19 protein-coding genes, 1 tRNA gene and 1 pseudogene are annotated in these 23,699 nt (G+C 66.4%); 9 read left to right on the top strand and 12 right to left on the bottom strand.

From position 1 onward, the window contains the following. The first annotated feature begins 172 nt into the window (after positions 1-172). Together BHQ18_RS23230 and BHQ18_RS23225 are read left to right on the top strand one after the other, a co-directional pair. Positions 173-1,633, top strand: a complete 1,461-nt coding sequence (locus BHQ18_RS23230) for a hypothetical protein (protein WP_131815728.1) — start codon at positions 173-175, stop codon at positions 1,631-1,633. Between the two features lie 113 nt (positions 1,634-1,746). Next, positions 1,747-3,096 (top strand): NAD(P)/FAD-dependent oxidoreductase, encoded by a 1,350-nt coding sequence (locus BHQ18_RS23225; protein ID WP_069416012.1) that lies wholly within the window; start codon positions 1,747-1,749, stop codon positions 3,094-3,096. Here the strand turns inward: BHQ18_RS23225 and BHQ18_RS23220 are convergent, their stop codons facing one another. Together BHQ18_RS23220 and BHQ18_RS23215 are read right to left on the bottom strand one after the other, a co-directional pair. Next, positions 3,097-3,768, bottom strand: a complete 672-nt coding sequence (locus BHQ18_RS23220) for a hypothetical protein (protein WP_069416011.1) — start codon at positions 3,766-3,768, stop codon at positions 3,097-3,099. 62 nt (positions 3,769-3,830) lie between these two features. After that, positions 3,831-6,323 (bottom strand): sensor histidine kinase, encoded by a 2,493-nt coding sequence (locus tag BHQ18_RS23215; RefSeq protein ID WP_069416010.1) that lies wholly within the window; start codon positions 6,321-6,323, stop codon positions 3,831-3,833. A 165-nt stretch (positions 6,324-6,488) separates the two neighbouring features. Here BHQ18_RS23215 and BHQ18_RS23210 point away from each other — a divergent pair, with 165 nt between their 5' ends. The 3 genes from BHQ18_RS23210 to BHQ18_RS23200 all read left to right on the top strand — a co-directional run bounded on the left by BHQ18_RS23210 (position 6,489) and on the right by BHQ18_RS23200 (position 10,392). Beyond that, positions 6,489-6,881 carry a hypothetical protein gene (locus BHQ18_RS23210; protein ID WP_069416009.1) on the top strand — a complete coding sequence of 131 codons (393 nt, stop codon included), beginning with the start codon at positions 6,489-6,491 and terminating at the stop codon, positions 6,879-6,881. A 171-nt stretch (positions 6,882-7,052) separates the two neighbouring features. Next, a complete protein-coding gene (locus BHQ18_RS23205; protein WP_234794289.1) occupies positions 7,053-9,293 on the top strand; it encodes an MMPL family transporter in 2,241 nt (746 codons plus the stop codon). A 31-nt stretch (positions 9,294-9,324) separates the two neighbouring features. Beyond that, a complete protein-coding gene (locus BHQ18_RS23200) occupies positions 9,325-10,392 on the top strand; it encodes a polyprenyl synthetase family protein (RefSeq protein ID WP_131815727.1) in 1,068 nt (355 codons plus the stop codon). Here BHQ18_RS23200 and BHQ18_RS23195 read toward each other — a convergent pair. The 5 genes from BHQ18_RS23195 to BHQ18_RS23175 are packed head-to-tail and all read right to left on the bottom strand — an operon-like array spanning position 10,333 to position 16,492. After that, positions 10,333-11,220: a UbiA prenyltransferase family protein gene (locus BHQ18_RS23195; RefSeq protein WP_069416006.1), complete on the bottom strand. Its 888-nt coding sequence runs from the start codon at positions 11,218-11,220 to the stop codon at positions 10,333-10,335. The two genes, BHQ18_RS23200 and BHQ18_RS23195, sit on opposite strands and share 60 nt — an antisense overlap. Next, a complete protein-coding gene (locus BHQ18_RS23190; RefSeq protein WP_069416005.1) occupies positions 11,217-12,335 on the bottom strand; it encodes a cytochrome P450 in 1,119 nt (372 codons plus the stop codon). The genes BHQ18_RS23195 and BHQ18_RS23190 overlap by 4 nt, the downstream gene beginning before the upstream one ends. A 56-nt stretch (positions 12,336-12,391) precedes the next feature. After that, entirely contained in the window at positions 12,392-15,043 is a 2,652-nt protein-coding gene (locus tag BHQ18_RS23185) for a PEP/pyruvate-binding domain-containing protein (RefSeq protein WP_165614596.1), read from the bottom strand. After that, positions 15,043-15,681 carry a methyltransferase family protein gene (locus tag BHQ18_RS23180; RefSeq protein WP_069416003.1) on the bottom strand — a complete coding sequence of 213 codons (639 nt, stop codon included), beginning with the start codon at positions 15,679-15,681 and terminating at the stop codon, positions 15,043-15,045. Before BHQ18_RS23180 ends, BHQ18_RS23185 begins: the two co-directional genes overlap by 1 nt. Beyond that, positions 15,659-16,492: a hotdog family protein gene (locus BHQ18_RS23175; RefSeq protein WP_131815726.1), complete on the bottom strand. Its 834-nt coding sequence runs from the start codon at positions 16,490-16,492 to the stop codon at positions 15,659-15,661. Before BHQ18_RS23175 ends, BHQ18_RS23180 begins: the two co-directional genes overlap by 23 nt. A 267-nt stretch (positions 16,493-16,759) precedes the next feature. On the opposite strand from BHQ18_RS23175, the gene BHQ18_RS23170 reads away from it, so the two are divergent. The 4 genes from BHQ18_RS23170 (at position 16,760) to BHQ18_RS23155 (ending at position 20,668) form a co-directional block, all read left to right on the top strand. Further along, a complete protein-coding gene (locus BHQ18_RS23170) occupies positions 16,760-17,731 on the top strand; it encodes a polyprenyl synthetase family protein (RefSeq protein ID WP_069416001.1) in 972 nt (323 codons plus the stop codon). Beyond that, positions 17,728-18,768, top strand: coding sequence for a hypothetical protein (locus tag BHQ18_RS23165; RefSeq protein ID WP_069416000.1), 1,041 nt, complete (start codon positions 17,728-17,730; stop codon positions 18,766-18,768). The genes BHQ18_RS23170 and BHQ18_RS23165 overlap by 4 nt, the downstream gene beginning before the upstream one ends. 290 nt (positions 18,769-19,058) lie before the next feature. Then, entirely contained in the window at positions 19,059-19,769 is a 711-nt protein-coding gene (locus tag BHQ18_RS23160; RefSeq protein WP_069415999.1) for an SDR family oxidoreductase, read from the top strand. 98 nt (positions 19,770-19,867) lie between these two features. Continuing rightward, positions 19,868-20,668, top strand: a complete 801-nt coding sequence (locus BHQ18_RS23155) for an MBL fold metallo-hydrolase (RefSeq protein WP_234794280.1) — start codon at positions 19,868-19,870, stop codon at positions 20,666-20,668. Between the two features lie 5 nt (positions 20,669-20,673). Here BHQ18_RS23155 and BHQ18_RS23150 read toward each other — a convergent pair whose 3' ends face one another. The 5 genes and pseudogenes from BHQ18_RS23150 to BHQ18_RS23130 form a co-directional block, all read right to left on the bottom strand. Further along, the gene (locus BHQ18_RS23150; protein WP_234794279.1) at positions 20,674-21,510 is read right to left on the bottom strand and encodes a LysR family transcriptional regulator; all 837 of its coding nucleotides are present in this window, start codon (positions 21,508-21,510) and stop codon (positions 20,674-20,676) included. Positions 21,511-21,635: 125 nt separating this feature from the next. Continuing rightward, positions 21,636-21,709, bottom strand: a tRNA-Leu gene (locus tag BHQ18_RS23145). Between the two features lie 53 nt (positions 21,710-21,762). Beyond that, a pseudogene (locus BHQ18_RS30860) lies at positions 21,763-22,205 on the bottom strand (tyrosine-type recombinase/integrase). A 127-nt stretch (positions 22,206-22,332) separates the two neighbouring features. Continuing rightward, positions 22,333-22,992: a hypothetical protein gene (locus BHQ18_RS30855; RefSeq protein WP_131815725.1), complete on the bottom strand. Its 660-nt coding sequence runs from the start codon at positions 22,990-22,992 to the stop codon at positions 22,333-22,335. A gap of 335 nt (positions 22,993-23,327) precedes the next feature. Continuing rightward, positions 23,328-23,669 (bottom strand): contact-dependent growth inhibition system immunity protein, encoded by a 342-nt coding sequence (locus BHQ18_RS23130; protein WP_069415995.1) that lies wholly within the window; start codon positions 23,667-23,669, stop codon positions 23,328-23,330. Positions 23,670-23,699: the final 30 nt, after the last annotated feature.

Here is a 23,699-nt window from a genome sequence, read left to right as displayed (position 1 = left end):
ACCGCGAAGGCGCCGAGTTCAGGGCCGCCCAGTCGGCTCGCTACCGACGTGGAGTCCACCGCAAGCCTTGCGGGGCTCTTCGCCATAAAGATGCTGAGTCTTACCTCTTTCAATCTTTTTGTCATAGGCGTAGATTGCTGGCTGGCTAGGAAAACTTTCGGGGAGGATGTACATGAAAGCCACTACCAAGTCGTGCGTGACCGCGGGGGTTGCCCTCATCGGGGCCGGAGTGATCGGCGCAAGCGGAATCGCACCGCTACCAGAGGACTCCTACGAGGCGAGTCGCTCACCGGAGGTGAGCCTGCGCGCGGACGTGGGGTCCACCAGTGTTCCGATCGACAGCGCCCAGGCCTTTGCATTGCTGCAAGGCGCGGACCCTGTCGACGCACTGCGCGAATTCATCGAGGGCACGTTGGCGGCCTTCTCGGCCTCCAGTCCGGTGCCCTACACACCGACGGACGGACCGCTCGACGGTCTGTCACGAATCGGCCAGGGATTCACCGCCACCGGCCTACGCGTGGGCTCCGCATTCATCCTGACACCGTTGGGCTTCTTCGAGGTGGCCAGCGCGTTCATCGAGGGCGACACCGCCAGGATGCTCGCCGCGATCGAGAACATCGTCGACGGCCCGCTGTGGGCGGTCGACCCCGCGTTCTACGGACTGCGCGACGCCCTGCCCGCACCGTTGGGCGGCCCGGGCGGCGCGATCGAGAACTTCCGCAACCAGATCTGGCTGGCCACCGAGGAGATCAACGCCGCGATCGCGGATCCGGCTGGGGTGCTGCAGAACTTCATCGACGGCACACTGTTGGCCGCGCAGCAGCCGGGCCCGGTTCCCTACGCCCCGGTGGGTGGGCCGATCGACGGATTCGCCCGCATCGCCCAGGGTGTCGTCGCGACGGGGCTGCGGTTGGCGCAGTCGGCTGTGCTGACACCCATCGGTGTCCTCCAGTTGGCGGCCGCGGTCGCGCAAGGCGACACCGACCAGGCGCTGGACATCATCGAGAACATCGTCGACGGCCCGCTGTGGGTGGCCGACCCGGCGCTGTACGGGTTGCGCGATGCGCTGCCCGCGCCATTCGGTGGAGCGGATGCGCTCGTGGAGAACCTGCGCAACAGCGCGTGGGCGGTCACCCAACAGATCAATGCCGTGATCCGTGGCGCTGTGCAACCTCAGGAAGCTGAGACGTTCCAGACAACGGGCGGCGAGAACCTCGGGAACGACACATCCGCGGAGAACTCGATCACTTCCATCCCGAACGGGCGGACGCTCACCGTGACGGTGCGCGACGACGACCAGGGGCAGCTTGATTCCGCGCCGGCGACGACGCCGACCGCCTCGGGCCAGGAACCGTCGAAGAATCTGACACCCCCTGCGGCACAGGCGAATTCCGGCGAACAGACAGGTCCGGCGCCGACGCAGAACGTCGTGCGGTCATCGCCCAACTTCACACCGTCGAAGAATCAGAAGGGCACCGGATCGCCCGATGCCAACTCCGGCGGTGGAGTCGGTCCGCAGACGCCTTCGACCGAGAACATCGCTGCGCCGGACGGCGGTGAAGGCGCCACGCAGAACGGCAACCTCGGCGATTCGCCGAAGGACGATCCCGGAACGCCAAGCGGCGAGGAGTAATTGAGGTCACCGTGTAGACCCGCGCAGACGCGCGGGTCTACATGGTGCGGACCGCTTCGTAGCCACCCTCAGCCATGCTTCGCGAACAGCGCAGCGGGTAATACGGTGAGGTGATGAGCTCGCAACGACGCAAAGTACTGATCATCGGCGGAGGATTCGGCGGCCTGTTCTGCGCGCGCCGACTGGCGAAGGTCGACGTCGACGTCACGCTGCTCGACCGGTCCGCAGAGCACCTGTTCCAGCCGCTGCTCTACCAGTGCGCGACCGGCAAGCTCAGCATCGGACACATCAGCCGTCCGTTGCGCGAAGAGTTCGCCCGCCACTCCAACATCAGAACGCTGCTCGGAGAGGCGAACGAACTGGACCCGGACGCCCGGACCGTCACCGTGCTGCGCCCCGACGAGACCACGTTCGTCGTTGACTACGACGTCCTGGTACTGGCGGCGGGCATGCGGCAGTCGTATCTGGGTCACGAGGAGTTCGCGCACTGGGCGCCGGGGATGAAGACGCTCGACGACGCGCTCGAGATCCGGCAGCGCATCTTCACCGCGTTCGAGATCGCCGAGACCCTGCCGCCGGGTCCGGAACGCACGAGCTGGCTGACCTTCGCGGTCGCCGGCGGCGGGCCCACCGGGGTCGAATTGGCCGGGCAGATCCGCGAAGTCGCCACCCTCACGCTGAACAATGAGTTCCACAGCATCCAGCCGGAAGAGGCGCGGGTGCTGTTGTTCGACGGCGGCGACCGGGTGCTGAAGAGCTTCGCGCCCGACCTCTCGGCGAAGGCCGGCGAGAAGTTGACCGAACTGGGTGTCGAGATGCATTTCGGTGTGCACGTCACCGATGTGCGCCGCGACGGCGTCACGGTCACCGCCAAGCAGGGCGGGGCCCAACAGCAGTTCGAGACCCGGACGGTGCTGTGGACGGCCGGCGTGGAAGCCGTCCCGTTCGCGCGTCACGTGGCCGAGGTGCTGGGCGCGTCGACCGACCGCGGCGGGCGCATCCAGGTCGAGCCGGACCTCACCGTCCCCGGGCACCCCGAGATCTTCGTCATCGGCGACCTGGTCGGGCGGGACCGGCTCCCGGGTGTCGCCGAGAACGCCATGCAGGGCGGCCTGCACGCGGCCGCCTGTATCCGCCGCGATCTGGCCGGGCAGCCGCGACGGCCGTACCGCTACCGCGATCTCGGCTCGGCGGCCTACATATCCCACGGCAACGCGCTGCTGCAGGTCGGCCCGATCCGGCTGTCTGGGTATCTGGGGTGGGCGGCGTGGGGGCTGATCCACATCGCGTTCCTGACCGGGGTGAGCAACCGCATCAGCACCGTCGTCACCTGGCTGGCCTCGATAGCGCGTGCCGGCCGCTACCACCGGGCGTTCATGCTCGGCGCGGCCGACCGGCCCGAACAGCGCTACACCTACTCCACGTGGGATCTGCCCGAGCCCGCGCCGCCGGAGTACCGCTGACTACTCGGTCGCGATCCCGTAGCCGCCGCGCAGGTCCATGTGGGCGGCCTTCAGGACCCGGTTGCACAGGTCCAGCAGTGCATCGACGTCGAGGTCCGACCCGTCACCAAGTCGCTTGAGCCACAGGTGTTCTTCCTCTTTGAGCGCGCACCACTTCTCCTCGCCGCTGAGGATCGCCGAATCGTCGGCCGGGGTCTCGGCGGCGGTCTTGAGGAGTTGCCGTTTGCAGGCGTCCAGCTGGGTCATCGAGTAGCCGTGCTCGCGGAACTGGCGGTCCCACTCGTCGAGCACCAGGTCGGTGAGCTCACGCACGGGTGCTGAGGCGTAGATCATCAGCTCGGCGATGCCGTCGTCCAGGCCGAGCCGCGCGCGGAATTCGTACAACTCTCGCAGGGCGTCGATCCGTCGTTGGGCGGTGGTTTCCTCGGTGACTTCGGCCCCGGCGCGCAGTTCTGCGCCGCGCTTGACGTGCAGGGTCGCGGAGATCAACGTCTTCAACGCGGCCTTCTTGTCCTCGCCCGCTCGTCTCTCGTAGTCGAGGACCAAAGCGTGCATGCGTTCTTCGCGTTTGCTTCTGGTGTCCAGGCGCTTGGTCCAGATCGCGACGGTCGCCGTGGACACCACCGAGGCGAACGGCACCAGGGTGGTGGTCACGACGGTCGCGATGCTCATCCGGTCAGTTTGCCCGACCGCCCCCGCGCCCACCCGGGTTTTCACGGCGCCGTCAATTCGGCTCAGGTGGGCGGTGCCTGCAGGTCGATCTCGACGGTCAGCCCGCCGCCCGGGGTGTCGGAGGCCGAGATCGTGCCGCCCATCGCCTCGACGAAACCCGAGGCGACCGACAGTCCGAGACCGAGTCCGATCGTGTCGTCGTCGCTGAGCCGCTGGAACGCGGCGAACACCTGCTGCTCGCTGCCCCGCGGGATGCCCGGCCCCTCGTCGACGACCGCGATGAGCACCCGCTGACCGACCTGCCCCGCGGTCACCCGCACCAGGCTTCCCTCGGCGTAGCGCAGTGAGTTGTCGATCAGGTTGGCCATCACGCGCTCGAGCAGTTCGCTGTCGGCCAGCACCGCGTCGCAGTCGATCTCGACCTTGACCCGCTCGCTGCCCGGTCGGGCGAATTCGTCTGACTCGCCGCCGATTCCGAGCAGCGCGCGCTGGACGACGGGTTCGAGCTCGACACGACACATCTCCGCGCGGACCGCCCCGGCGGCCAGGCGTGCGGAGTCCAGCAGGTTGGCCACCAGCGAGGTCAGCTGATCGACCGACTCCTCGACCGTGGCCAGCAGTTCCGCGGAGGCGTCGACGTCGCTGTTGCGGATGCGCGACATCGCCACCTTGGCGGCCGCCAGCGGTGAGCGCAGGTCGTGGCTGACCGCCGTGAGCAGCTCCTGCCGCAGCTTCTCCGACTGCCCGGCGACCTTGGCCCTGCCGGCTTCGACCAACTCGCGCTGCTTGACCAGGTTGACGGCCTGGCGTCCGACGCCGCTGAGGACGCGGCGGTCGCGTGTGGTCAGCGGCGGCCCGGACAGCAGCAGCCAGTACTCGTCGTCGCCGATCTCCACCGGGGTGTCGGCGTCACCGACCTCCGCGCAGGGGTCCGAGCCGGCGTAGGCGACGATGTCGCCGGTCTGGCTGCGGACCAGGCTCACCGCGCGCTGGTTGTAGGTTTCGCGGACCCGTTCCAGCAGCTGGTCGAGGTCGCCGTCCTGCAGGACACCGTCGGCGAACATCGCCAGCAGCGCCGCTTCCCCGGTGGCCTGGCGCGCTTCGCGGACCCGGTAGGAGGCGCGGTCGACGAGCGCGGCGAAGCCGAGGGCGACGAGCAGCAGCACCGCCGACCCGACGGCGCTGGCGGTGTCGTGGATCGCGAACGCGTTCGTCGGCGCCACCAGGAAGTAGGTGATCAGCGCGGCGGACAGCACCGCGGCCAGCAGCGCGGGCCCGAGCCCACCGAGGACTGCGGTGCACAGCACCCCGACGAAGAACAGCGCACCCGAGCCGCCGACGCGCAAGAAGTCATCCGGCAGCAGCAGGGACAGCCCACCCGCAGCGGCCGGAATCGCAACCGCGGCAAGCCATGACGTGATTCGACGCTGACGGGGCGAGCGCAGGGACCACGAGAAACCACCGGCGGCCTGGTCGTGGGTGACCATGTGGACGTCGAGACCGCCGGACTGCTGCACCACGGCTTCGCTGATGCCCTCCTCGAACATCCGCGACAGCCGCGATCGCCGTGAGGTTCCGACGACCAACTGCGTGGCGTTCACGTCGCGGGCGTAGGCGATCAGCGACGAGGCGACGTCGTCGCCGACGACGGTGTGCATGGTGGCGCCCAGGCTGGCCGCCAGATCGCGCAGCGTCTTCTTCTGCTGGTCGGAGATCGCGGTGAGACCACCGCCGTCGACGACGTAGACGACACGCAGGTCGGCACCGGTGCGGGAGGCGATCCGCGACGCCCGTCGCACCAGCACTTCGGATTCGGGGCCGCCGGTGACGCCGACGACGACGCGTTCGCGCGGGCCCCACCGTTCGCTGATCTTCTTGTCGGAGCGGTACTTGGCCAGCGCGGCGTCGACCTGGTCGGCCAACCACAGCAGCGTCAATTGCCTCAGCGCGGTGAGGTTTTCGGCGCGGAAGTAGTTGGACAGCGCGGCGTCGATGCGTTCGGGCGGGTAGACGTTGCCGTGAGCGAGTCTGCGCCGCAACGCTTCCGGGGTGATGTCGACCAGCTCGATCTGGTCGGCCGCGCGTACCACTTCGTCGGGGATGCGATCGGGTTCTTCGACGCCGGTGATCTGGAAGGCCAGTTCGGAAACGCTCTCCAGGTTCTGGATGTTGACCGTGGTGATCACGGTGATGCCGGCGTTGAGGAGTTCCTCGACGTCCTGCCAGCGCTTCTTGTTCTTGCTGCCCGGGGCGTTGGTGTGCGCGAAGTCGTCGACGAGCACGACCTTGGGGCGGCGCTGCATGATCGCGGGTACGTCGATCTCCTGGTATTGCGTGCGATCCTGAACCGTGGTGCGGGGCGGGATGACCTCGATGCCCATCAGCTGCTGGCCGACCTTGCGGCGTCCGTGCGTGTCGACGACCGCGGCGACCACGTCGGTGCCGCGCTCGAGACGGCGGTGCGCCTCGGCGAGCATCGAGTAGGTTTTGCCGACACCGGGCGCCGCGCCGAGGTAGACGCGCAGGTCCCCGGTCTTGCGTCCCAGTATTCCCATCCCCACATCATTCCCTTTGAGCCTGGGTCGGCTCAACCATCGCTGGTCGGGTTGCCGGACGGACAGGAAACTCTGCCGTTCTGCGGGCCGGAATCTAGCCCCGGACGGCATTACGAATCGCCGGGCGACAGCGCACGATCGAAGCCGTCGATTGGAGGACACGATATGAGTACAAAGCGCTACGACCTGGCCCGCACCGGGTGGATTCTCGCCGCTGTCGCGGCCGCCGCGGTCACCTTCCCCTCCGTGGCGGCTGCCGAGCAGGTTTGGGATATCGAGGAGTACGACTCGTGCACACGAATGCTTCACGGCATCGACGGGAGTGAGAGCGAACCGATCGCCCAGGAGGAAGAGAACCAGAAATGGTGCTGCTTCAAAAGCGGCGGCCTGTGGTCCGCGGCGTCAGATGTCTGCGTCGCTCCGCCGGCCGAGAGTGCGGGGTCACCGTCCACTCCGATCGGGCCCATCCGTGATCTGCCGACCGTGAGGGTCGAACAGATCCTCGACGAGCCGGTGGTCGAGGCTGATCGGCCGGCTCTGCGCCCGGCGTTGGGGTAGCCACATTTGCACAGCGAAGATCGCGTGCGTCGGAGACTAAGTAGTGCCGCGCCCGGACGGGACCACAAATGCAGTAGCGCGGCACTGCGTTCGCCGCACCGACCGCGCCTGAGGATTCAACTGTCAGGCTTCTTCATCCCGGCTACGGCGGGAAGGACGGCTGCGGTGGTGATGCTGGAGCGGCTCGCGCGGCTGGCCGTAACTCGGCCGAAGACGGTTCTCGCTGCGACCTTGGTACTCATGATCGCCGCGCTCGGATTCGGCGCGGGGATCACAGAGCGGCTGGCAGGCGGCGGCTTCTACAGCGGTTCCTCCGAAGCGCAGCGCGCCGCCGCTGCGCTTGAGCAGCGTTTTCACGTCGGCAAACCCAACCTGGTAATTCTGGCGACCGACACCCGCGGTCGGTCTGTCGACGACCCCGTTGCGGTGGCCGCCGGCGAGGCGCTCACGCGCGAGCTGGCCGCCGCGCCCGCAATCACGACAGTCAGCTCGTACTGGGGGCCAGACCGCTCCGAATTGCTCCGCAGCAACGACGGTACGAGGGCGCTGATCGTGGCGCACGTCGAAGGCGATGAGCGCGAATTCGCGGCGACGGCCAGACATCTCATCGCAACCTATCGTGACACCGAGCGCGGTCCGCTGAAACTCGAGCTCGGCGGTGAGGCAGTCAGCTACGACGATGTGACCGATCAGCTCAACCACGACCTGGCGGTCAGCGAAGCGATTGCGCTGCCGGTGATCCTGGTGCTGATGACGCTGGTGTTCGGCAGTCTCGTCGCGGCCAGCCTGCCGCTCGTGATCGGGGTGCTGTCGATCGTGGGTTCGCTCGGCCTCCTGGCCTTGCTGTCGGCGCTCACCCCGGTCTCGAACTATGCGCTGAACGTGACAACGATCCTCGGTCTGGCTCTGGCGATCGACTACACCCTTCTGGTGCTGACCAGGTTCCGCGAGGAGCGCACTCGGACTCAATCTCTCGATGATGCGATCACCGCATCGGTTCGAACCGCGGGCCGCACGGTCGTGTTCTCCGCCGCTGCGGTGGCGCTGTCGGTGCTCGCGCTGCTTGTCTTCCCGATGATGTTTCTGCGTTCGATCGCTTACGCGTGTATCGGGGTGATACTGCTCGCGACCATGTGCGCGCTGGTTGTCCTGCCCGCCTTGCTGCGACTTCTGGGCCCACGGATCGACTCGATCGACGTGCGTCGGGTGGTCCCGAAGCGGTTCAGGCGTCGCGTACCGGCCGATCGGACCGAGGAAGACGGATTCTGGTTCCGCAGTTCACGACTGGTCATGCGCAGGCCGATCCTGATGGGGTCCGCGGTGCTGCTTCTGGCGCTCTTGCTCGCGGCACCTTTCAGTAGCATCCGCTTGAGCTTCTCGGATGACCGGTCGCTGCCGGCGACGATCGAAAGCCGAAGTGTCGGCGACGTTGTCCGCTCCCAGTTTCCGGCACAAGCGACTGCGGCGATGGATGTGGTCGTCGAAGGTTTCGCGGGCGAGGGTCAATTGGACAGGTACGCCGCGACGCTGTCGCAGTTGCCGCACGTCGTGGCTGTGAAGCTGGGTCTTACGAGCTATGTCGACGGACAACGGATCGGCGGAGGTCCCGTACTCGACACCGAGCACGCCTATCTACGGTTGCTGCCAGACGTCGACCCTTACAGCGACGCGGCCCACCTGCTGCTCGGTCAGGTACGCCAGACCCCCGCCCCCGGCGCCGTGTACGTCGGCGGACTCACCGCAGAGAACCTCGACGCCAAGAACGCCTTGTTCGACCGGGTTCCCTTGGCCGCGGCGCTGATGGTGGTGGCGATGTTCGGGGTCCTGTTCGCGTTCACCAGAAGCGTCGTCCTGCCGGTGAAAGCATTGCTACTCAACGTGGTCAGCTTGTGTGCGACTCTCGGCGCGATGGTGTTCATCTTCCAGGAGGGTCACCTCAGGTGGCTGGTCGGAGAGTTCGCTGTCACCGGGGCACTGGCCACTCCGGTGCCGATCCTCATCATCTGCCTCGCATTCGGACTGTCCATGGACTACGAGGTCTTCCTGCTGTCGCGCATCACCGAGGAGTACCGCACGCACGGCGACACCAACCGCGCGGTCATGTTCGGGCTGCAGCGCGTCGGGCCCGTGGTCACTGCAGCCGCATTGATCATGTCGGTCGTGTTCATCGCGATGGCCACGTCTGCGGTTTCTTTCGTGAAGTTGCTCGGTGTGGGGGTGACGCTGGCGATCCTGTTCGACGCCACACTTATCCGTGCGGTACTCATGCCCGCCGCGATGACGCTGTTGGGTAGCGCGAATTGGTGGGCGCCTCGTTGGCGACGGCGACCCGCCCACCTTCTCGTGGGCGGGGCACGTCGCCCCTCTCAATTGACCGTGCGTCAACTGAGGGCGCGGTTGGCGGCCGGCTGAGCGGTGGAACGCCACCGCATGAGGAGGGACTGTGGAAACCCAGACATACAGACTGCAACCACGGCAACGCGTGCTGGCCGAAGTCGCAGCACAAGCCTCGGTGATGACCGAACGGTTGTCGGCCAGCAGTTCACCGGGCGAATGCGCGATGGGGGCGTTCGTCAGCAAGTTCCGGACCAGGATTCCGTTGGACGGCAGCACGCCCAGCATCAACGGCATCGCCATGCTGCCGGTGCTCGTGTTCGGCGTCGAGACCGCGGCGCCGATGTGCGCGACACCCTTGGCGCTCGTGCACACACTGTGGTGGGCGGCGGCGCGGTATGTGGACGACGTGATCGATACTGCGCAACTCACTCAGGCCGATCCCACGGAACTCAACTGCGGGTTGATGACCGCGATCGCGGTGGGTAATCGTCTGCCGCAGATCATATTCGGCGACCTGATTGTGTCGGACAGCGTTCGGTTTCGACTCATCACCGAGTACGGGAGCGGCTCTGTCGCCGCATTGAGCGGGCAGTTGACCGACCTGGTGCTGGATGCGGAGACCGCTACTCTCGACGATGTACTGCGCAGCTACGAGGGCAAGACCGGTGGGCCCTACGGGATGGCCGCCGCGCTCGGTGCCCACCTCGCGGAGTGCGACGCCGACCGAGTCGACGCCTGGCGCTCGTTCGGGAGAAAGTTCGGAGTGCTTCGTCAACTGGTCAACGACCAGCGGGACCTGATCACCGGGCGCGACGAGGATCTGCGAAACGGCACCGCGACCTATCTGCTCGTTCACCTCCTTCGCACGGTGTCGCCTGCCCGGCGCGCGGAATTGATCGGCCTTCATCGGCAAGCGCGCACGTCGGAGGCGGCGCGGGCTGAACTGAAACAAGCGATGGTGGCGCCGGACATGGTTTCGGGCTACGCAGAGGCGATCCGGCCTATGGTCCGTACCGCTCACGAATCGCTCGCGTCGTTCGGTGGTGACTCGCGATGTGTCACTGATCTCGCCGAACTCATCGACGAGACGGTTTCGCTCTATCCGGAGTTCCGACTAGCCGACCGTTCCGACGACGGCGAAGGCGACCAGCGTGCCCATCAGGCCGAGCGCTGACACCGCTGCCGGCCATCTGTTGTCGTTGTTACCGATGTACTTGATACCCATGCCGGCTACACCGACCGCAGGCAATGCGACAACCACCTTGGCGAGCGGAGAAACGGGGGCAGCGATCGCGAACAGTGCGGCGGCGAGCGGCCCAGTGCCGAAGGTCATCAACGCCGTCGCGTGGTAACCAATCGACTTGACGTAACTCCGTTCGCCCGGCTCGGGCTGCCGGACAAGCTTCTTGCCGAACTCGACCTGGCCCGCGCACAGCGTGATGATCAGAACTCCGAGCCCCCCGACGACTACGGTCGGCGACTGGCCCCGGATGTCGGCGAACGCCACGAGCAGGTATATGTACAGCAGTAGTTGAACCGGAATACCCAGAGCCAAGTTGACGACCAGGTTATCGCCGCGGGTGACCGGGAACCGCTGCGCGGCAGCCAACAGTGCACCGGCATAGAGAAGTTGGACAACGAGGACAAACAACCCCTCGAGAAGGCACAGATTCGCGACGACGAGCACTGTGACGCACAGCGCGCACAGGGTGGACAAGTCGCGATGTGTGACGGCCCCGGACGCCACGCAGCGGTGTGGGTTGGCAATCCGGTCGTAGTCGCTGTCGCGGACGTCGTCGAGGACACGCAGGATCAGCAGGTCGGCGAATACGGTCACGGCGACGACCCCCAACATGGGTATCGCGCCGGCCGGAATCCGCTCCCCGCCCAGAGCCGCGAACAGGCCGATTCCTCCGATACCGAACGCAACGGCATACGCGCTCGCGGAGACCGGCGGATATCGGTCGGCCACGAAACGTGACATGCGCTCCGCGGTGATCATTGCCCGCCTCTTCGCCACGTTACCGGTAGATCCGACACGCCGCGCGTGAAGATACCTGTGCGCCAGTTGATTCGAGCGCCAGGAACCAGCGCCATCCCGTCCAGTCGAGACAGCACGACCTGCAGTGCAACTTGGAGTTCGACCCGCGCGAAAGCCATTCCGATGCACTGGTGCCGGCCGTGGCCGAACCCGAGATGCGGATTCGGGTATCGGTGCGGACAGAAGTCGTCGGGGTCGGCGAAGACGTCGGGGTCGCGATTGGCGACATCGACCAGGGGGATGACGACCTGACCCTTCGAAATCAGGCGGTCGTGCAGTTCGACGTCCGCGGTAGCGACGTGCGGCTTTCCCGGACCGCCAGCCCTGCCGTCGAACCACACCCAGCGGAGCAGTTCTTCGACGGCGGATGGGATGGCGCCGGGATTATGGCGAAGCTCGTCTGCCAGCCCGGGCCGTTCGAGTATCTCGACAAGGCTCAGCGCGAGGTGGCTTCCCGTCGTCTCAGCGCCGGCCATCAGCAGACCCATGCTGAGCGCCACGATTTCCGGGTCTGTGAGCCCGCTCGCGGGATCCTGCCGCGCCAGTGCAGCGATCAGCCCGCCGGCGGCGCCCGCGCGCCGCGCACGAGCTATCTGGCTTGCGAGATACTCGCGCAGTTGATTAGCAGCTTCGTCGCCGTGGTACCGGTCAGACGACCAGGCAACCGCCAGCCGGGGTGCGAGATACGGCAGATCAGCGACGTCCAGGCCGAGCAGGTCCATGTGGACAAGGGTCGGGAAGGGGTGGCAGAACTGCGCGTAGATGTCTGCGGGCGGCCCTTTTTCCAGCAGATCGTCGACGAGTCCGTTGGCGACAAGTTCGATGCGCGGGCGCGCTTGTTGCGCGCTTCGCATCGTCAGCCAGCCGCGGAGGAGACGGCGCCGAACCGTGTGCAGCGGCGGATCCACGTTGACCAACCCGAAGTCCGAACCGGCGCTCGGCGTGCGCATTCGGAACTGCGCGCGGCTGAACCGGTCATCGCTCAATACGGTGCGGACATCGGATTGGCGCGCTACGGCGACGGCGGCCGTGCCGTCCGGCAAGTCGACGTCAACCGTCGGGCACGCGCGAAACATGTCGACGTACTCTCGGGGCAGTGACGTACCCGGTCCGGGTTCGGGAAGTGGACACATCATCGGTGCCCGTGAAAGATGCGGACGGTGCCGCAACGGCCGTCGATTTCGATCTCGTCGCCGTCGGCAATGGTGCTCGTCGCCCCGGAAACCGCCACTACGGTGGGAACCCCGAGCATGCGACCGGTTATCGCGGTGTGGGACAACATGCTGCCCCGCTCGGCGACGAGTCCCGCGGCGTTGAGCATCAGCGGCAGCCAGCCGGGGTCCGTCTCGAGGGCGACGAGAACGCGTCCCGCGCAATCGTCGGCCCGCACATCAGGGTGCAGCACCAATTTCGCTTGTGCACGGGCGATCCCGGCGCTCGACGGCAGGCCCGACAGCACGGTGCTGGAACCGCCGGTCGACGGTGTATTCGCCGCGCCGCGACGAAGGTCGCCGACACCGATGGGCTGCGTCGCGGTCACGAAGCGGGGCGCCAGCGCGGGGCGACTGCATGATTGCAGGAAGGCTTCCTTCCGTGCTCGTGCCAAGCCGCGGAGATCGCCGACCGTGCACGTTCCGTCGAAGGCGCCGAGCAGCTCCTCGGCTTCCAGGTGAACGTAGTCGTCGGGTGAGTCGAGCCCTCCGGCAGCGGCCAGATCCGCCCCCAGGCGGCTCATGGCCTCCCGCGAGAGGCCGTACAGCTGGGTTCGGCAGAACCGGGTGTCCTCGCGGGCCCTGGCAAGAAACCGTGCGGCGCGCAGCGCGACCTTCAAGACGGCACGCCGGGATCTGGACGGGCAGATCCGTCGTAGCTCGTCGAGCGCTCCTCGCTCCGCGGACCGCTCTTGGGAAGCGATCTGCTGCATCGTCGTTCCCGCCGCCACGAACGGCCGTAACGACTCGATGAGCATCTCGGGTCTTTGACGCGGTGTCGGTTCCTCGATCTTGAGGTCGCTCATCGCACGATCGCCGAATCTCCGAAGGTGCGTGGTGACATCGGCGGCCAACTTGCTGCCGTAGCGACCACCCTCGAGCTGCCGCCACGTGTCCCCTGCGTCGCCGGTCAGCACGCGCTCGGACAGACCTGGTATGGCGTTGATCTGCTCGGCGAGCGCCACCGTGGAGTGCACCGACTCCAATGTCCGGTTCGGCGGCCCTCCAGGCAACAGCGCAGCGGGGTTGACATCGGCTGTATGGGTCCAGCGCCGGGCCAGCACTATCGATGCGGCGTAAACGGCAAGACCCAGATAGCTGGCCAGAATCGTGACGCCCCAACGGCACTCGGCCTCCGCCCACACTTTTCGATAGACGGCGACGATATCGTCGGCCGCCAGATGCTCGAAGTTCGTGCCGGCCAGATGCCGGCCATCCCACCAGGCCAGGAAGTTTCGTAGCTGCCGGGGGAACCGGACGGCCACCCACGCCAGCCTCGGCAACAGCGCGAGGAGTCGTAGCCCGGCACCACGGTCGAGCGCCGAATGAAGGTCAGCACCGTCTGTCTGCAACCCGAGCGACCGCTCCCACAACGGGCGCACGACGTCCCAACCGGGCATCTGGCTGTGCAGCGCATACCACGCGTCGAGGCGGTAGTAGAGGCGACCGTCGAGGTATCCCACCATGCGACGAAGCTGGTGCTCACGACTGCGCAGTTGGCAATCCGGAACGCCGACGATGCGGTAGAAGTCGCGAAAGCTCATGCGGTAGAACGCTCGTGCGTGGGAGTAGGTCATGGCTGTCGTCACACCCGGAAAGCTCTCGGTCAGATTGTGGTTCGTCCACTCGACGGGCCGGCCGGCCTCCCGGCTTCGCACCGCAGGTCGCGCCTGCACCAAATGGACCGCCGAGTCGGCGGTGATGACGCCTTCGAGGTCCTGGGGACCGCCGAAGAGTCGTTCCGCGGTGTCCGCCAGAGTCACGATCTGCTCGATCTGAGCATCGGAGAGCACGGGTTCGTCGGCGAGGCGATCGGGCACCCGATACTCGGCCACGCCTCCGGTGGGTGCCCGGCACAGCATGCGTTGTTTGTGCGTGATTCGCTTCTCGATTCCACCCGAGCGCACGAAGAAGTGGTCGATGTCGGCGCGCTCGGCCACCACGCCTTCTCCGATACCGTGAACCGCCGCGACGTTCGTCCCCCGCAGCCCGGTCACCGGGTCATGGGTGAACGCAACGAATGAGCTTCGCCCATCGACCATCTGTTGGATGCCCACGCACACGCCGAGAACGCTTGGGTCGATCCCGCGTCGCGCGCGGTAGAGCACCGATTCGACGCTGAAGACTGACGCGGCGCAGGCCGCGATCCGGTTGATCACCGCGTTGGCGCTGACGTAGAGGTAGCTGTCGGTCAGCCCCGCGAAGGCGTCGGCGGCGTCGTCTTCACCCAGGTGCCCGTCGCGTCCGACGACGCAGGCGCGGACCGCGACGTCACGCAGGCCGAGGTCGATGCCCTTCATCAGGATCGCGGTTTGGGTTTCCGGCGCCAGAGGCACGAGTTCGGCAGCGCTGCGGGCAGCCTCGGCCCATGCGGTCAATCGCTCGATACCGGCGCCGACCCCCGGAAACGGGGGCACCACGTCGGCGATGGCAGCCCATGGTGACTCGACGACGACACAGAAGAACGGCGGAACCCGGACCCCGGCATCACGTAACCGTTGCTGACGCGCGAACTTGTGGCCCACCAGGCTGGCGTCGGCCAGTTCGGCCGGCGCATCGACAATCTTGATCATCACCACACTCCCGGTACGATCCGGCTTCGGACGCTTGCGAATTCGCGGTATTCGGATGACCGGCGGAGGAGCCCTTCCTCGACCCTGATGCGCCAGAGAACCGCCGCTGCGAGCAGCGCCAATGCCGCAACGCTCGCCGGGCTGGCGAAGTAACCGACGAAGCCGATGTTGGCCAGCAGCATCCCGGCATAGGCGGGATGGCGCAGCACACGGTACGGGCCGGAGCCGACGACGCCGCCTTCGGAGATCGGGGTGACCCGGTGTGAATACGCGGCGCCGAGTTCGTGGATCGCCCACGCGCGCAGTGCCACACCCGCGAGGAATACGCCGGCCAGCACGACACCGGCCCTCCCGGAGACGGCCGGCGAAGCGTATGCGGCCGCAAGAGCCGTCGCGATGCGCGCCGCCGCATACGGGACGAGGGTGCGGTTCTCTGCGGCAGACTCGCGCGGTGTGCCGGCCGTGATTCGTGCCTCTGACAGCAGCCATCCGAGATAGGCGCCGACGAACGCCGCCGCGGCGAAGCGCCCGCCGATCGCATGGACCGCCAGGGCACCGACGAGAGCACCCGCTGTCGACACCAACAGCGCGCGGAGCAAGCGGGTGGTAAGCCGATCAGCCGGCCCGTAGCCGCGCATACTCATCTCCGTCGACACACCGGGTCGCGATGAGAATCGAACCGACCTCGATCGCGTGATCACCCACCGAGTGCACGTCGATGCGTAGCTTGCACGTCTGTTCGGGCGGCGTGCTCTGCCACGACACCGCCCGCGCCTCACCACTTCGCGGCACTGCCGTGGCTACCTCCGCGGTGAACCCGACGAAGATCATCTTCGTCCCGAACGGGTGCTCACCCCACCTGTGCAGAATCACAGTGGCGAGCTGGCGGGCCGCCTCCAGAAGGGACGCGACAGCGCCGACCCGCGGCGGTAATCCATCGATGGCGTCCTGCTCGCGTATCCGAGCCCAGACCCGCCCGCCGTCGACCGTCAGCGGCCCGATCGCGACGTTGCGGGTGTCGGCGCGATGCACCAGTTCACTGGAGATGGGCCCGGCCTCGAGCGCGGGCACGGCGACATGCTCTGTGCACAGCTGCCTTTCACGTGACCTCAGTGACCCCGTCGCGACATCGCGCCCGGACTGGGTGACCTCGATCCGGTATGTTCCGCCGGCTTCCCGGATGGCCGCCACCTGTATCGGAGCGTCGAGTTCACAGAACCTGGTGAAGGTGAGACGGTAGGTCACGCTGTCCTGCATGAGCATCGAATCATGTTCTGCCAGTTCGAGAACAGCCGTCGCCGGCAGCATGCCGGGCACGTGGTCGAGCGGATGATCGAAGAAGACGGGATCGCTGAGATTGACACGCACCAACCCGTGCGACATGCCTCGGCTGATGTCGATCGTGCGTCCCGCAATCACCCGCGGCGCCATCGGTGTGAGTAGCTTCATCGTTGCCGCCTCCGCTCGTCTGGGCTCTCTCGACGCAACAACCACTGCAACAGGAATCCTCACTCGGAGTCACGACGAGGACCTCAGTAGCGGCCTACCGCAATCGGCGCGCGTTTCGACGCGCGCTACTGAGTCACCCGGCGTGGGCTGTTCTCAGTGGTACCGGCCGGAGATCGGACGAGAAAGCAGTAGCAGACCACTGTGCTGCTTGGGTCACAGAGCGACGACGATGTCGTTGTGGGAAGCAATGGCATCGCAACAGCAACGATGACGCCGACCGACCCATGCGAACAGTTGCCCCTGGTCGCGGATCGGTTACGCGAAATCCTGATCAGCGGCTGTGGTTTCGACGCCATCTATCGGCACATCCTGGCTGCCCCGGGTAAACGGCTCCGAGCCACGATGGTCTTGTCCTGCGCCAGTCTGCTGCCCTCGGCTTCCGCGGTGCCGCTGCGCGGTTGCGTCGATGTGGCGTGTGCGATCGAGATGATCCACGAGGCATCGCTGGTTCACGACGACATCTGCGACGGATCGCTGTCGAGGCGCGATGCGCCGTCAGTACCAGCCGTGTTCGGCGTCCGCACCGCCGCCCAGGCGGGATTCCATCTGCTCGGCAAGGCTTTGGAGACGCTCGCGCAGGTACTGGCCGACCATCCAGAGGTGTTCGCACGGCTCGGTGAGGAATCCGGTGTCACCTACTTCGACCGCATCTCGGATCTGTCCTTCGGGCAGCTCATCGAGACCATGCCGCCCGCGGTGGACGACGTCGCCATGCGCCGGCATTACGAGCTGGTGGCCGGGGCAAAGACCGGCACGCTGTTCCGGCTGGCCTGCTCGTACGGCGGTACGGCCGGCGGCCTCGACCGCAACCAGTTGTGCGCGCTGATGCGGTACGCGGACCAACTCGCGCTCGCCTTTCAGATCATGGACGACGTCCGCGACATCGAGGGCGGCCCCTCGCTGGGCAAGGAGGCTGGCGGCGACCTCGACCGCCGGGTGCCGACCTGGCCGGTGATCGAATGGCTGGGTATGCGGCCCGGCGCCCATGAGATGTGGCTTTCCAGGGTGACGGAGAGTGTCGACCTGCAGGCCGACCTGGTGAGCAGCGGCGCCACGCGCGCTGCCCGTGCCGTCGCCGCCCGCGCTGCGCGCAATGCCTGCCGCGCGATCAACGCGCTCCCACCCTCCCCCGCACATGAACGGTTGCGTCAACTCGCCGTTCGGGTGGTGTCCCGGTGAGGGCGGCCCGCAGCCTCGACGTCGCGGTGCGTTTCCTTCCCGCGAACCTACGGGCCGAGGCCACCACAGCCCTGCTGGCCTGCCGGATACTGAACACCTACAGCAACCACCGCGTCGTCGGTTACCTGAACGGTGACACCGATGCATTGCCGCAGCCGGCGGTGGGCCCCGTGCTGACCGAGCGCCTGCGCGATGTGCGAGTGTTGCTGTCGGAACTGCCTTTCGAGGGACAGGAGCGGGTCGGCCGGTTGTTGGTCGATGTCGGTCGCGCTCACGGCGTGGGAGCGCTCGGGCCGGCGGTGCTCTACGTATGCGAGCTGGTCACTGAGGGGGTCTGCGCCGAGGCCGACTTGGGCGAGTTGGCCGGATGCGTAGGCGCCGCAGTCGAGTTGGCCGACGACTGGGAGGTCGGCGAACTGGTGCTGCACGGCGGCGACCGGACACAGGCGGTACTGCAGCGCATGCTGGTCTCCGCGCTGGGGAGCTTCGCCCTGCTGGCCCGGCTCGGCCCGTGCATCCGCAGCCGCGGCGCCCGGGCCGCAATCGCTTATATCGCGATCACGACGACCGAGTCCCTGTGCGCGGCCTTCGGGGCGCCCGCACCCTACCCGCGGCCGGCGCGACGGGCTGCAGCGGTGGTGGCCGCCGTCTCCACCGGTCGCTGGACGGCCATGCTGAAGCGACTGCGCTGTTCCGTCGATGCAGCGATCCACCATCTGCTCGACGCGTCGCCCGACCATCGCGTTGCTGCCGTAGCGGGCGCGGCCGACCTCCCCGCCACCGGCGATCCGTGCTCGATGCCGCCCGCGGTCGGCCCGCTCATGGTGGGTACCGCGTTCGCGTTGACCGAAGTCCTGCCGGCCGGACCGCTGACCGGCGAACTGCCCCAATCGCACGTGCGCCGCATGATGATCGCCGACCACCTGACCTTCTGCGCCCTGGAACGCCTGCATCCCCGCGATGCGGACGCCATGAGCACCCTCGCGACGGAATTGCAGCTCATCGCGCTCGCGGCCCACTGCCCTCGTGGCGTCTGAACAGACACAATCAGCCGACGAAGGATCCGCTGAATGCCTTCACGAAGGCGTGGCAGACCGACGACTACGAGACGATCATCGCCGAGCTCAAGCAGCCGAGCACGTCGTCGTCCGATACCGGGGTCTTTCTCGCTGCGGCGTAGTCCGTCTGGGCAATGTCGTGGCCATCTTCGGCCAGTCGAGCCGCAGGAGGTCGATCCGGTCCGTGGCATGTCCCCATAACACGAGGCTTATAGATCTGCGGCGGTTGCGGCGTTGACATGACTGCTGGAGCAACAGAGGAGGAACTCATGTCAACGCGCCGAGTACTCATCACGGGCGCCTCCAAGGGCATCGGAATGGCGACCGCGAGAAAGGTTGCCGCGGGTGGCGCCATCCCGATCGGCCTCGCGCGCACCGAACCGTCCGACTTCCCGGGCGAGTTTCATCGGGTGGACCTCGCCGACCGGAACGCCACCGCGGAGGTGCTGGAGACCATCGTGGCGAGCGCACCCGTCGACGCCGTGGTCAACAACTTCGGGTTCGCGCGGTTCGGTCGCATCGGCGACATCGATCTCGATCATCTGTCCGACACCTACGACCTGAACGTGCGGACGGCCATCCAAGTGGTGCAGGCAGCGTTGCCGGGCATGCTTGCCGCGCGGTGGGGACGGATCGTCAATGTCACGAGCCTGACCACACTGGGTACCCCGGAACGCACCCCGTACGCCGCGGCGAAGGCTGCGCTGGAGGCATGTACGCGGATCTGGGCGAACGAATTGGCGTTGACGGGTATCACGGTCAACGCAGTCGCGCCCGGGCCCACCGAGACCGAGATGTACCGCGAGAGAAGCCCGATCGGGTCAGAACGTGAGGCGCGCTTTCTGGAGACCATCGCGATGCACCGGGTGGGCACACCTCAAGAGATCGCTCATGCGATCTGCAGCCTGCTCGACGAGGACGCCGGTTACATCACCGGCCAGGTGATCCGGGTCGACGGCGGCGGAAGCATCGGCTCATGAGCGACACACCGGATCTGTCGATCGGTCGGCGCGGGGGTTCAGCAGTAGCACAGTCGGTCGAATTCGACGGTATAAGAGCTACTTTCGTTGTCGATGGTGTGCTGATTACGCGTCCGGAGATCTTCTTTCCCACGGCGCCTGCCGAGTACTTCGAGGATTCACTGACAGCGACGGGTGAGCTCGCCGTGGGAGTGGGTGGCCTCCTGGTGCAAACGCCGGACGACACCATCCTGATCGACGCGGGCGTCGGCGTGATGCGAGGAGATTTCGTTTTCGGCCACGCGGACTGCGGCACGCTGCTCGACGTGCTCGACGCCCTCGATGTCGGGGTCGGCGACATCGATGTGGTGGCGTTCACGCATCTGCACTTCGACCACGCTGGATGGGCGTACATCAACGGGCTGAAGACATTCCCGATTGCGCGCTATGTGCTGTCCGCCCAGGAATGGGCCCCGCACAGCCACCAGGAGTCCGGCGACGATGGCGCCGTCGCCGGGCAGATCGTCGAACAGTTGGCGGCCCACGGCGATGCCGAGTTCATCGCCGACGGTGCAGCGGTCGCTTACGGTGTGCGCGCTGTCGTGACCGGTGGGCACACCCCGGGACACACGGCTTATGTCGTCACGTCGCCGGCAGGTAACCGACTGGTGGCGTTCGGGGACGCCTTCCACAATCCGGTGCAGATAACCCATCCCGAGTTGTTGTCAGCCGCTGACTCGGATGCGGCTGGCGTCTTCTCGGCGCGGCAGCGGCTGCTCGCGGAGTTGTCGGTACCGCACACCATCGGGTTCGGCATCCACTTCGGCGATCGGTCGTTCGGGCGCGTGGTCACCACCGCGGACGGTAGGGCCGAGTGGGATCCGGTTCCCACCTCGGTGCCGACGACCTCTGGTGGCTGAGCGGTTCAGTGCTGCGAGACGTGTTCGAGAAAGGCCCGCGCGGGCGCTGATGCGCTGGCCGAGGCAGCTACACCGAGTTTCCGGACCGTTCTGGGCACCAGTGTGCGCACGACGACACCGTCGGGGAGTTCGGGCAGTCCGGCGCTTGGCATGATGCTGACGCCGAGCCCGGCGCGGGCGATTTCCAGCACCGCCGACATTGACCGCGCTTCGAACGCCACGTCGAATTCGACGCCCTCGGTCTGCGCCACCGGCGCGAACGCCGATGCACATCCGCCGGTCGACCAGATGAAGGGCTCGGTGGCCAGGTCGGTGTAGCGCAGGGCGCTGAGGCCGGCGAGGCGGTGGTCGGCCGGAACCACCGCGACCATGTCCTGCTCTCCGAGGACGACGGAGTCCAGCCCGTGGATGGGGAGGCTGACCACACCCACCTCTGCCGCGCCTCCGTCCAACCAGTCGCGCACTTCCTCCTCGCTGCCCTCGAGGAGTCGGAACTCGACGGCGGGATAGCGCTGAGTGAAGGTCTTGATGTGCGGTGCGATGAGTGAGGCGGTGACGCTCGGGAGGCTCGCCAGGCTCAGCGTGCCGACCAACTGCCCTGTCGACGCGGCGGCTTCGTCACGCATCAACCTGATGTGGCGCAGCGCTTCTCGTGCATGAGCCAGCGCCACAGATCCGGCTTGGGTCAGCGCGATACCGTCGCGCCCCCGGTGCAGCAAGGGCGTACCGAGCTCCTTCTCCAGGGCGGCGATCGCTCGGCTGACCGCAGGCTGGGATATGCCCAATTCATAACCCGCCGCGGTGAAACCGCCGTGTTCCGCGACCGCGACAAGTGTCCTCATCTGCAGAATCGTCGGCAATGGGCGCTCCCGGCATGACCGTCTCGGAAGCCGAACATATCACTTCCGGCATAGCCGACCCCATGGTACGACGGCCGAGAAATGGCCCCTACCTGCGTCGACACCCGTGCCCCCAGTCGGACTCGAACCGACACTGGGCGGATTTTAAGTCCGCTGCCTCTGCCAATTGGGCTATGGGGGCGTCGCAGCTCAGAGGGTACTTCAGGCTGTTTCAGCCTCGTTTCCTCGTCCTGACTAACGCAGCGATACCGCAGTACTGTGGATCGCCTTGCCCAGCGCGTCGGCCACACCGCTTAAATCGCCGATGAGGAGATGGCCGTAGCGGTCGAGGGTCATCGCGGCGGTCGCGTGTCCGAGCAGTCTCTGCACGACCTTGACGTTGGCGACTGCGCTGGTCGCCAGCGACGCGGTGGTGTGTCTCAGACCGTGCGGTACCAGCCCGTCGATACCGACTTCTGCGCACGCCTTGTCGAAAGCCCAGCGGTATTCACCGAGTGGCAGGTAGCGCCCTTGCGACTCGGGAACACCACCGCATTCGGGTCGGCGGGCAACTCGACCGTGAGTTTCTTCCAGACAGGTTCAGGGACTGGCACGTGGCGATCACGCCTGGTCTTTGTCGTCGACTCCACGATGACCTTACCGGTGACCGCGGTCGCGGACGAGCGCACCGTCAGCACCCGATCCCCCACATGCCGGCGCCGCAACGCGACCGGTTCGCCGACCTCGGCCCTCTGTAGCCCAGGACCAGTGTCAGGGTCTCGAAACGATCAGCGGCCTTGGCCAGCATCAGAAGCTCGGCGTGGCTCAGGTAGCGCCGCTCCCGCTCGGCCTGTTCCGGAAAATCTTGGTCCCGCTTGATCTCATGGGCGACGTTCTTGGCGACCTTGCCGATCCGTTGCACGTACTTGCGGACAGCGCCGACCAGTTGGTGAGCCTGGGTGATCCGACTTGCAGATAAGCCCGCACGGCGCTGCCCACCGTCAACCGAAAGCGCTCCCAGCCACGTGAATATGACTCATAGTCAAGCCGTTTCAGCGGTACGTTCTCCCACTTAGGCAGTACCACCGTGTCGAGCAAAGAGCGATATCCTGCAACGGTTTTCGGCTTGCGGTGCTGCTTGGTGGCGAACCACCGTTCGGCGACCGAGCCAAACGTCTCCGCGCTCTTACGGGGGTCGACATACTCCCCGCGCTGGACATCCGCAGTGAGTCCGTTCAGATAAGCCTGCGCATCCGGCTTGCGCTGGAAACTCTTCGTCCGCTCGGCTCCGGTGGCGTCGACCCACCTGACACGCCAGCGGGAGACCTTGCCGCATACCGCAGATCTCTCGGTGCGCATCGTGCCGTCCGGATCCTTGACGCGCTTGTGCCAACGGTCGTCGATCCCCGCTCGCTCGTTCCGGGTCGTCACGGCCTGAACATTCCGCAGTAATCCGTGATAGTCATCCGCCTTATAGGTGGCCATCACGGAAGCTGCCCGCCGCAATCTGCGGTCGGATAGCGGCTACGACCTGGCGAAATCTAGCTGGCCGAAGGAGTCACCGGACCGTACCGATCCTTGCTGTGAAAGTAGATCTCAGCGCTGCATCCCGGGCAGTGGACCCAGTACTCAAACCGAGCATCGTCGGCGCCACTGCCCTGTTCACGGACCTCGATCAACACATCCGCGTCAGCATTCTTGGGGCATACGACGCCATCCCACGAACCTGCGGCGATACTTCTGGTCACGTCGACCCACTTTTTCGCGAGTGATGTGTATTCGGACACCTGACGCACCCTCCGCACTTTCAGACGCCGAGGCTATTCATCAGACGACGCAGTACGACCGTCAATCTCGTTGGCATGCTTGCGCAGCCGTGCAGCGACCTGCCTGACCCACTCTGTGTAGGTGAATTCCGGCAGTGGGTAATAGTTGGCCTCTAACGTGCGCGTCACGAGTCGCCTCATATCGGACTCGGCGGACCTAGCACTCACATCATCGATCTCATGGACCAACGATCGGAGCAGGTCCACAGAGGGCTCTTCATCCTGCACGTAACTGTCGACAACCTCTTGCCAGTCTGCGGCTTCCAGGCCCCAATCCTCGTGGAAGTAGGCGCCGAAGAAATGGCGTAACTCCTCCGACATCGAATCGTCGTTCACGGCCGTTTCCGCATCACTCCTACCAATTCG

The organism is Mycolicibacterium flavescens (assembly GCF_001722335.1).
In the GTDB taxonomy this organism is placed as follows: Bacteria; Actinomycetota; Actinomycetes; order Mycobacteriales; family Mycobacteriaceae; genus Mycobacterium; species Mycobacterium flavescens.
This window is presented reverse-complemented; position numbering and strand designations above follow the sequence as displayed.

Coding starts and splice junctions, on each gene's coding strand:
- BHQ18_RS30855 (WP_131815725.1), bottom strand. CDS start 22,992: ATGGCCACCTATAAGGCGGATGACTATCACGGATTACTGCGGAATGTT.
- BHQ18_RS23160 (WP_069415999.1), top strand. CDS start 19,059: ATGTCAACGCGCCGAGTACTCATCACGGGCGCCTCCAAGGGCATCGGA.
- BHQ18_RS23225 (WP_069416012.1), top strand. CDS start 1,747: ATGAGCTCGCAACGACGCAAAGTACTGATCATCGGCGGAGGATTCGGC.
- BHQ18_RS23150 (WP_234794279.1), bottom strand. CDS start 21,510: ATGAGGACACTTGTCGCGGTCGCGGAACACGGCGGTTTCACCGCGGCG.
- BHQ18_RS23210 (WP_069416009.1), top strand. CDS start 6,489: ATGAGTACAAAGCGCTACGACCTGGCCCGCACCGGGTGGATTCTCGCC.
- BHQ18_RS23170 (WP_069416001.1), top strand. CDS start 16,760: ATGACGCCGACCGACCCATGCGAACAGTTGCCCCTGGTCGCGGATCGG.
- BHQ18_RS23180 (WP_069416003.1), bottom strand. CDS start 15,681: ATGCGCGGCTACGGGCCGGCTGATCGGCTTACCACCCGCTTGCTCCGC.
- BHQ18_RS23205 (WP_234794289.1), top strand. CDS start 7,053: ATGCTGGAGCGGCTCGCGCGGCTGGCCGTAACTCGGCCGAAGACGGTT.
- BHQ18_RS23190 (WP_069416005.1), bottom strand. CDS start 12,335: ATGTTTCGCGCGTGCCCGACGGTTGACGTCGACTTGCCGGACGGCACG.
- BHQ18_RS23175 (WP_131815726.1), bottom strand. CDS start 16,492: ATGAAGCTACTCACACCGATGGCGCCGCGGGTGATTGCGGGACGCACG.
- BHQ18_RS23185 (WP_165614596.1), bottom strand. CDS start 15,043: ATGATCAAGATTGTCGATGCGCCGGCCGAACTGGCCGACGCCAGCCTG.
- BHQ18_RS23195 (WP_069416006.1), bottom strand. CDS start 11,220: ATGATCACCGCGGAGCGCATGTCACGTTTCGTGGCCGACCGATATCCG.
- BHQ18_RS23220 (WP_069416011.1), bottom strand. CDS start 3,768: ATGAGCATCGCGACCGTCGTGACCACCACCCTGGTGCCGTTCGCCTCG.
- BHQ18_RS23230 (WP_131815728.1), top strand. CDS start 173: ATGAAAGCCACTACCAAGTCGTGCGTGACCGCGGGGGTTGCCCTCATC.
- BHQ18_RS23215 (WP_069416010.1), bottom strand. CDS start 6,323: ATGGGAATACTGGGACGCAAGACCGGGGACCTGCGCGTCTACCTCGGC.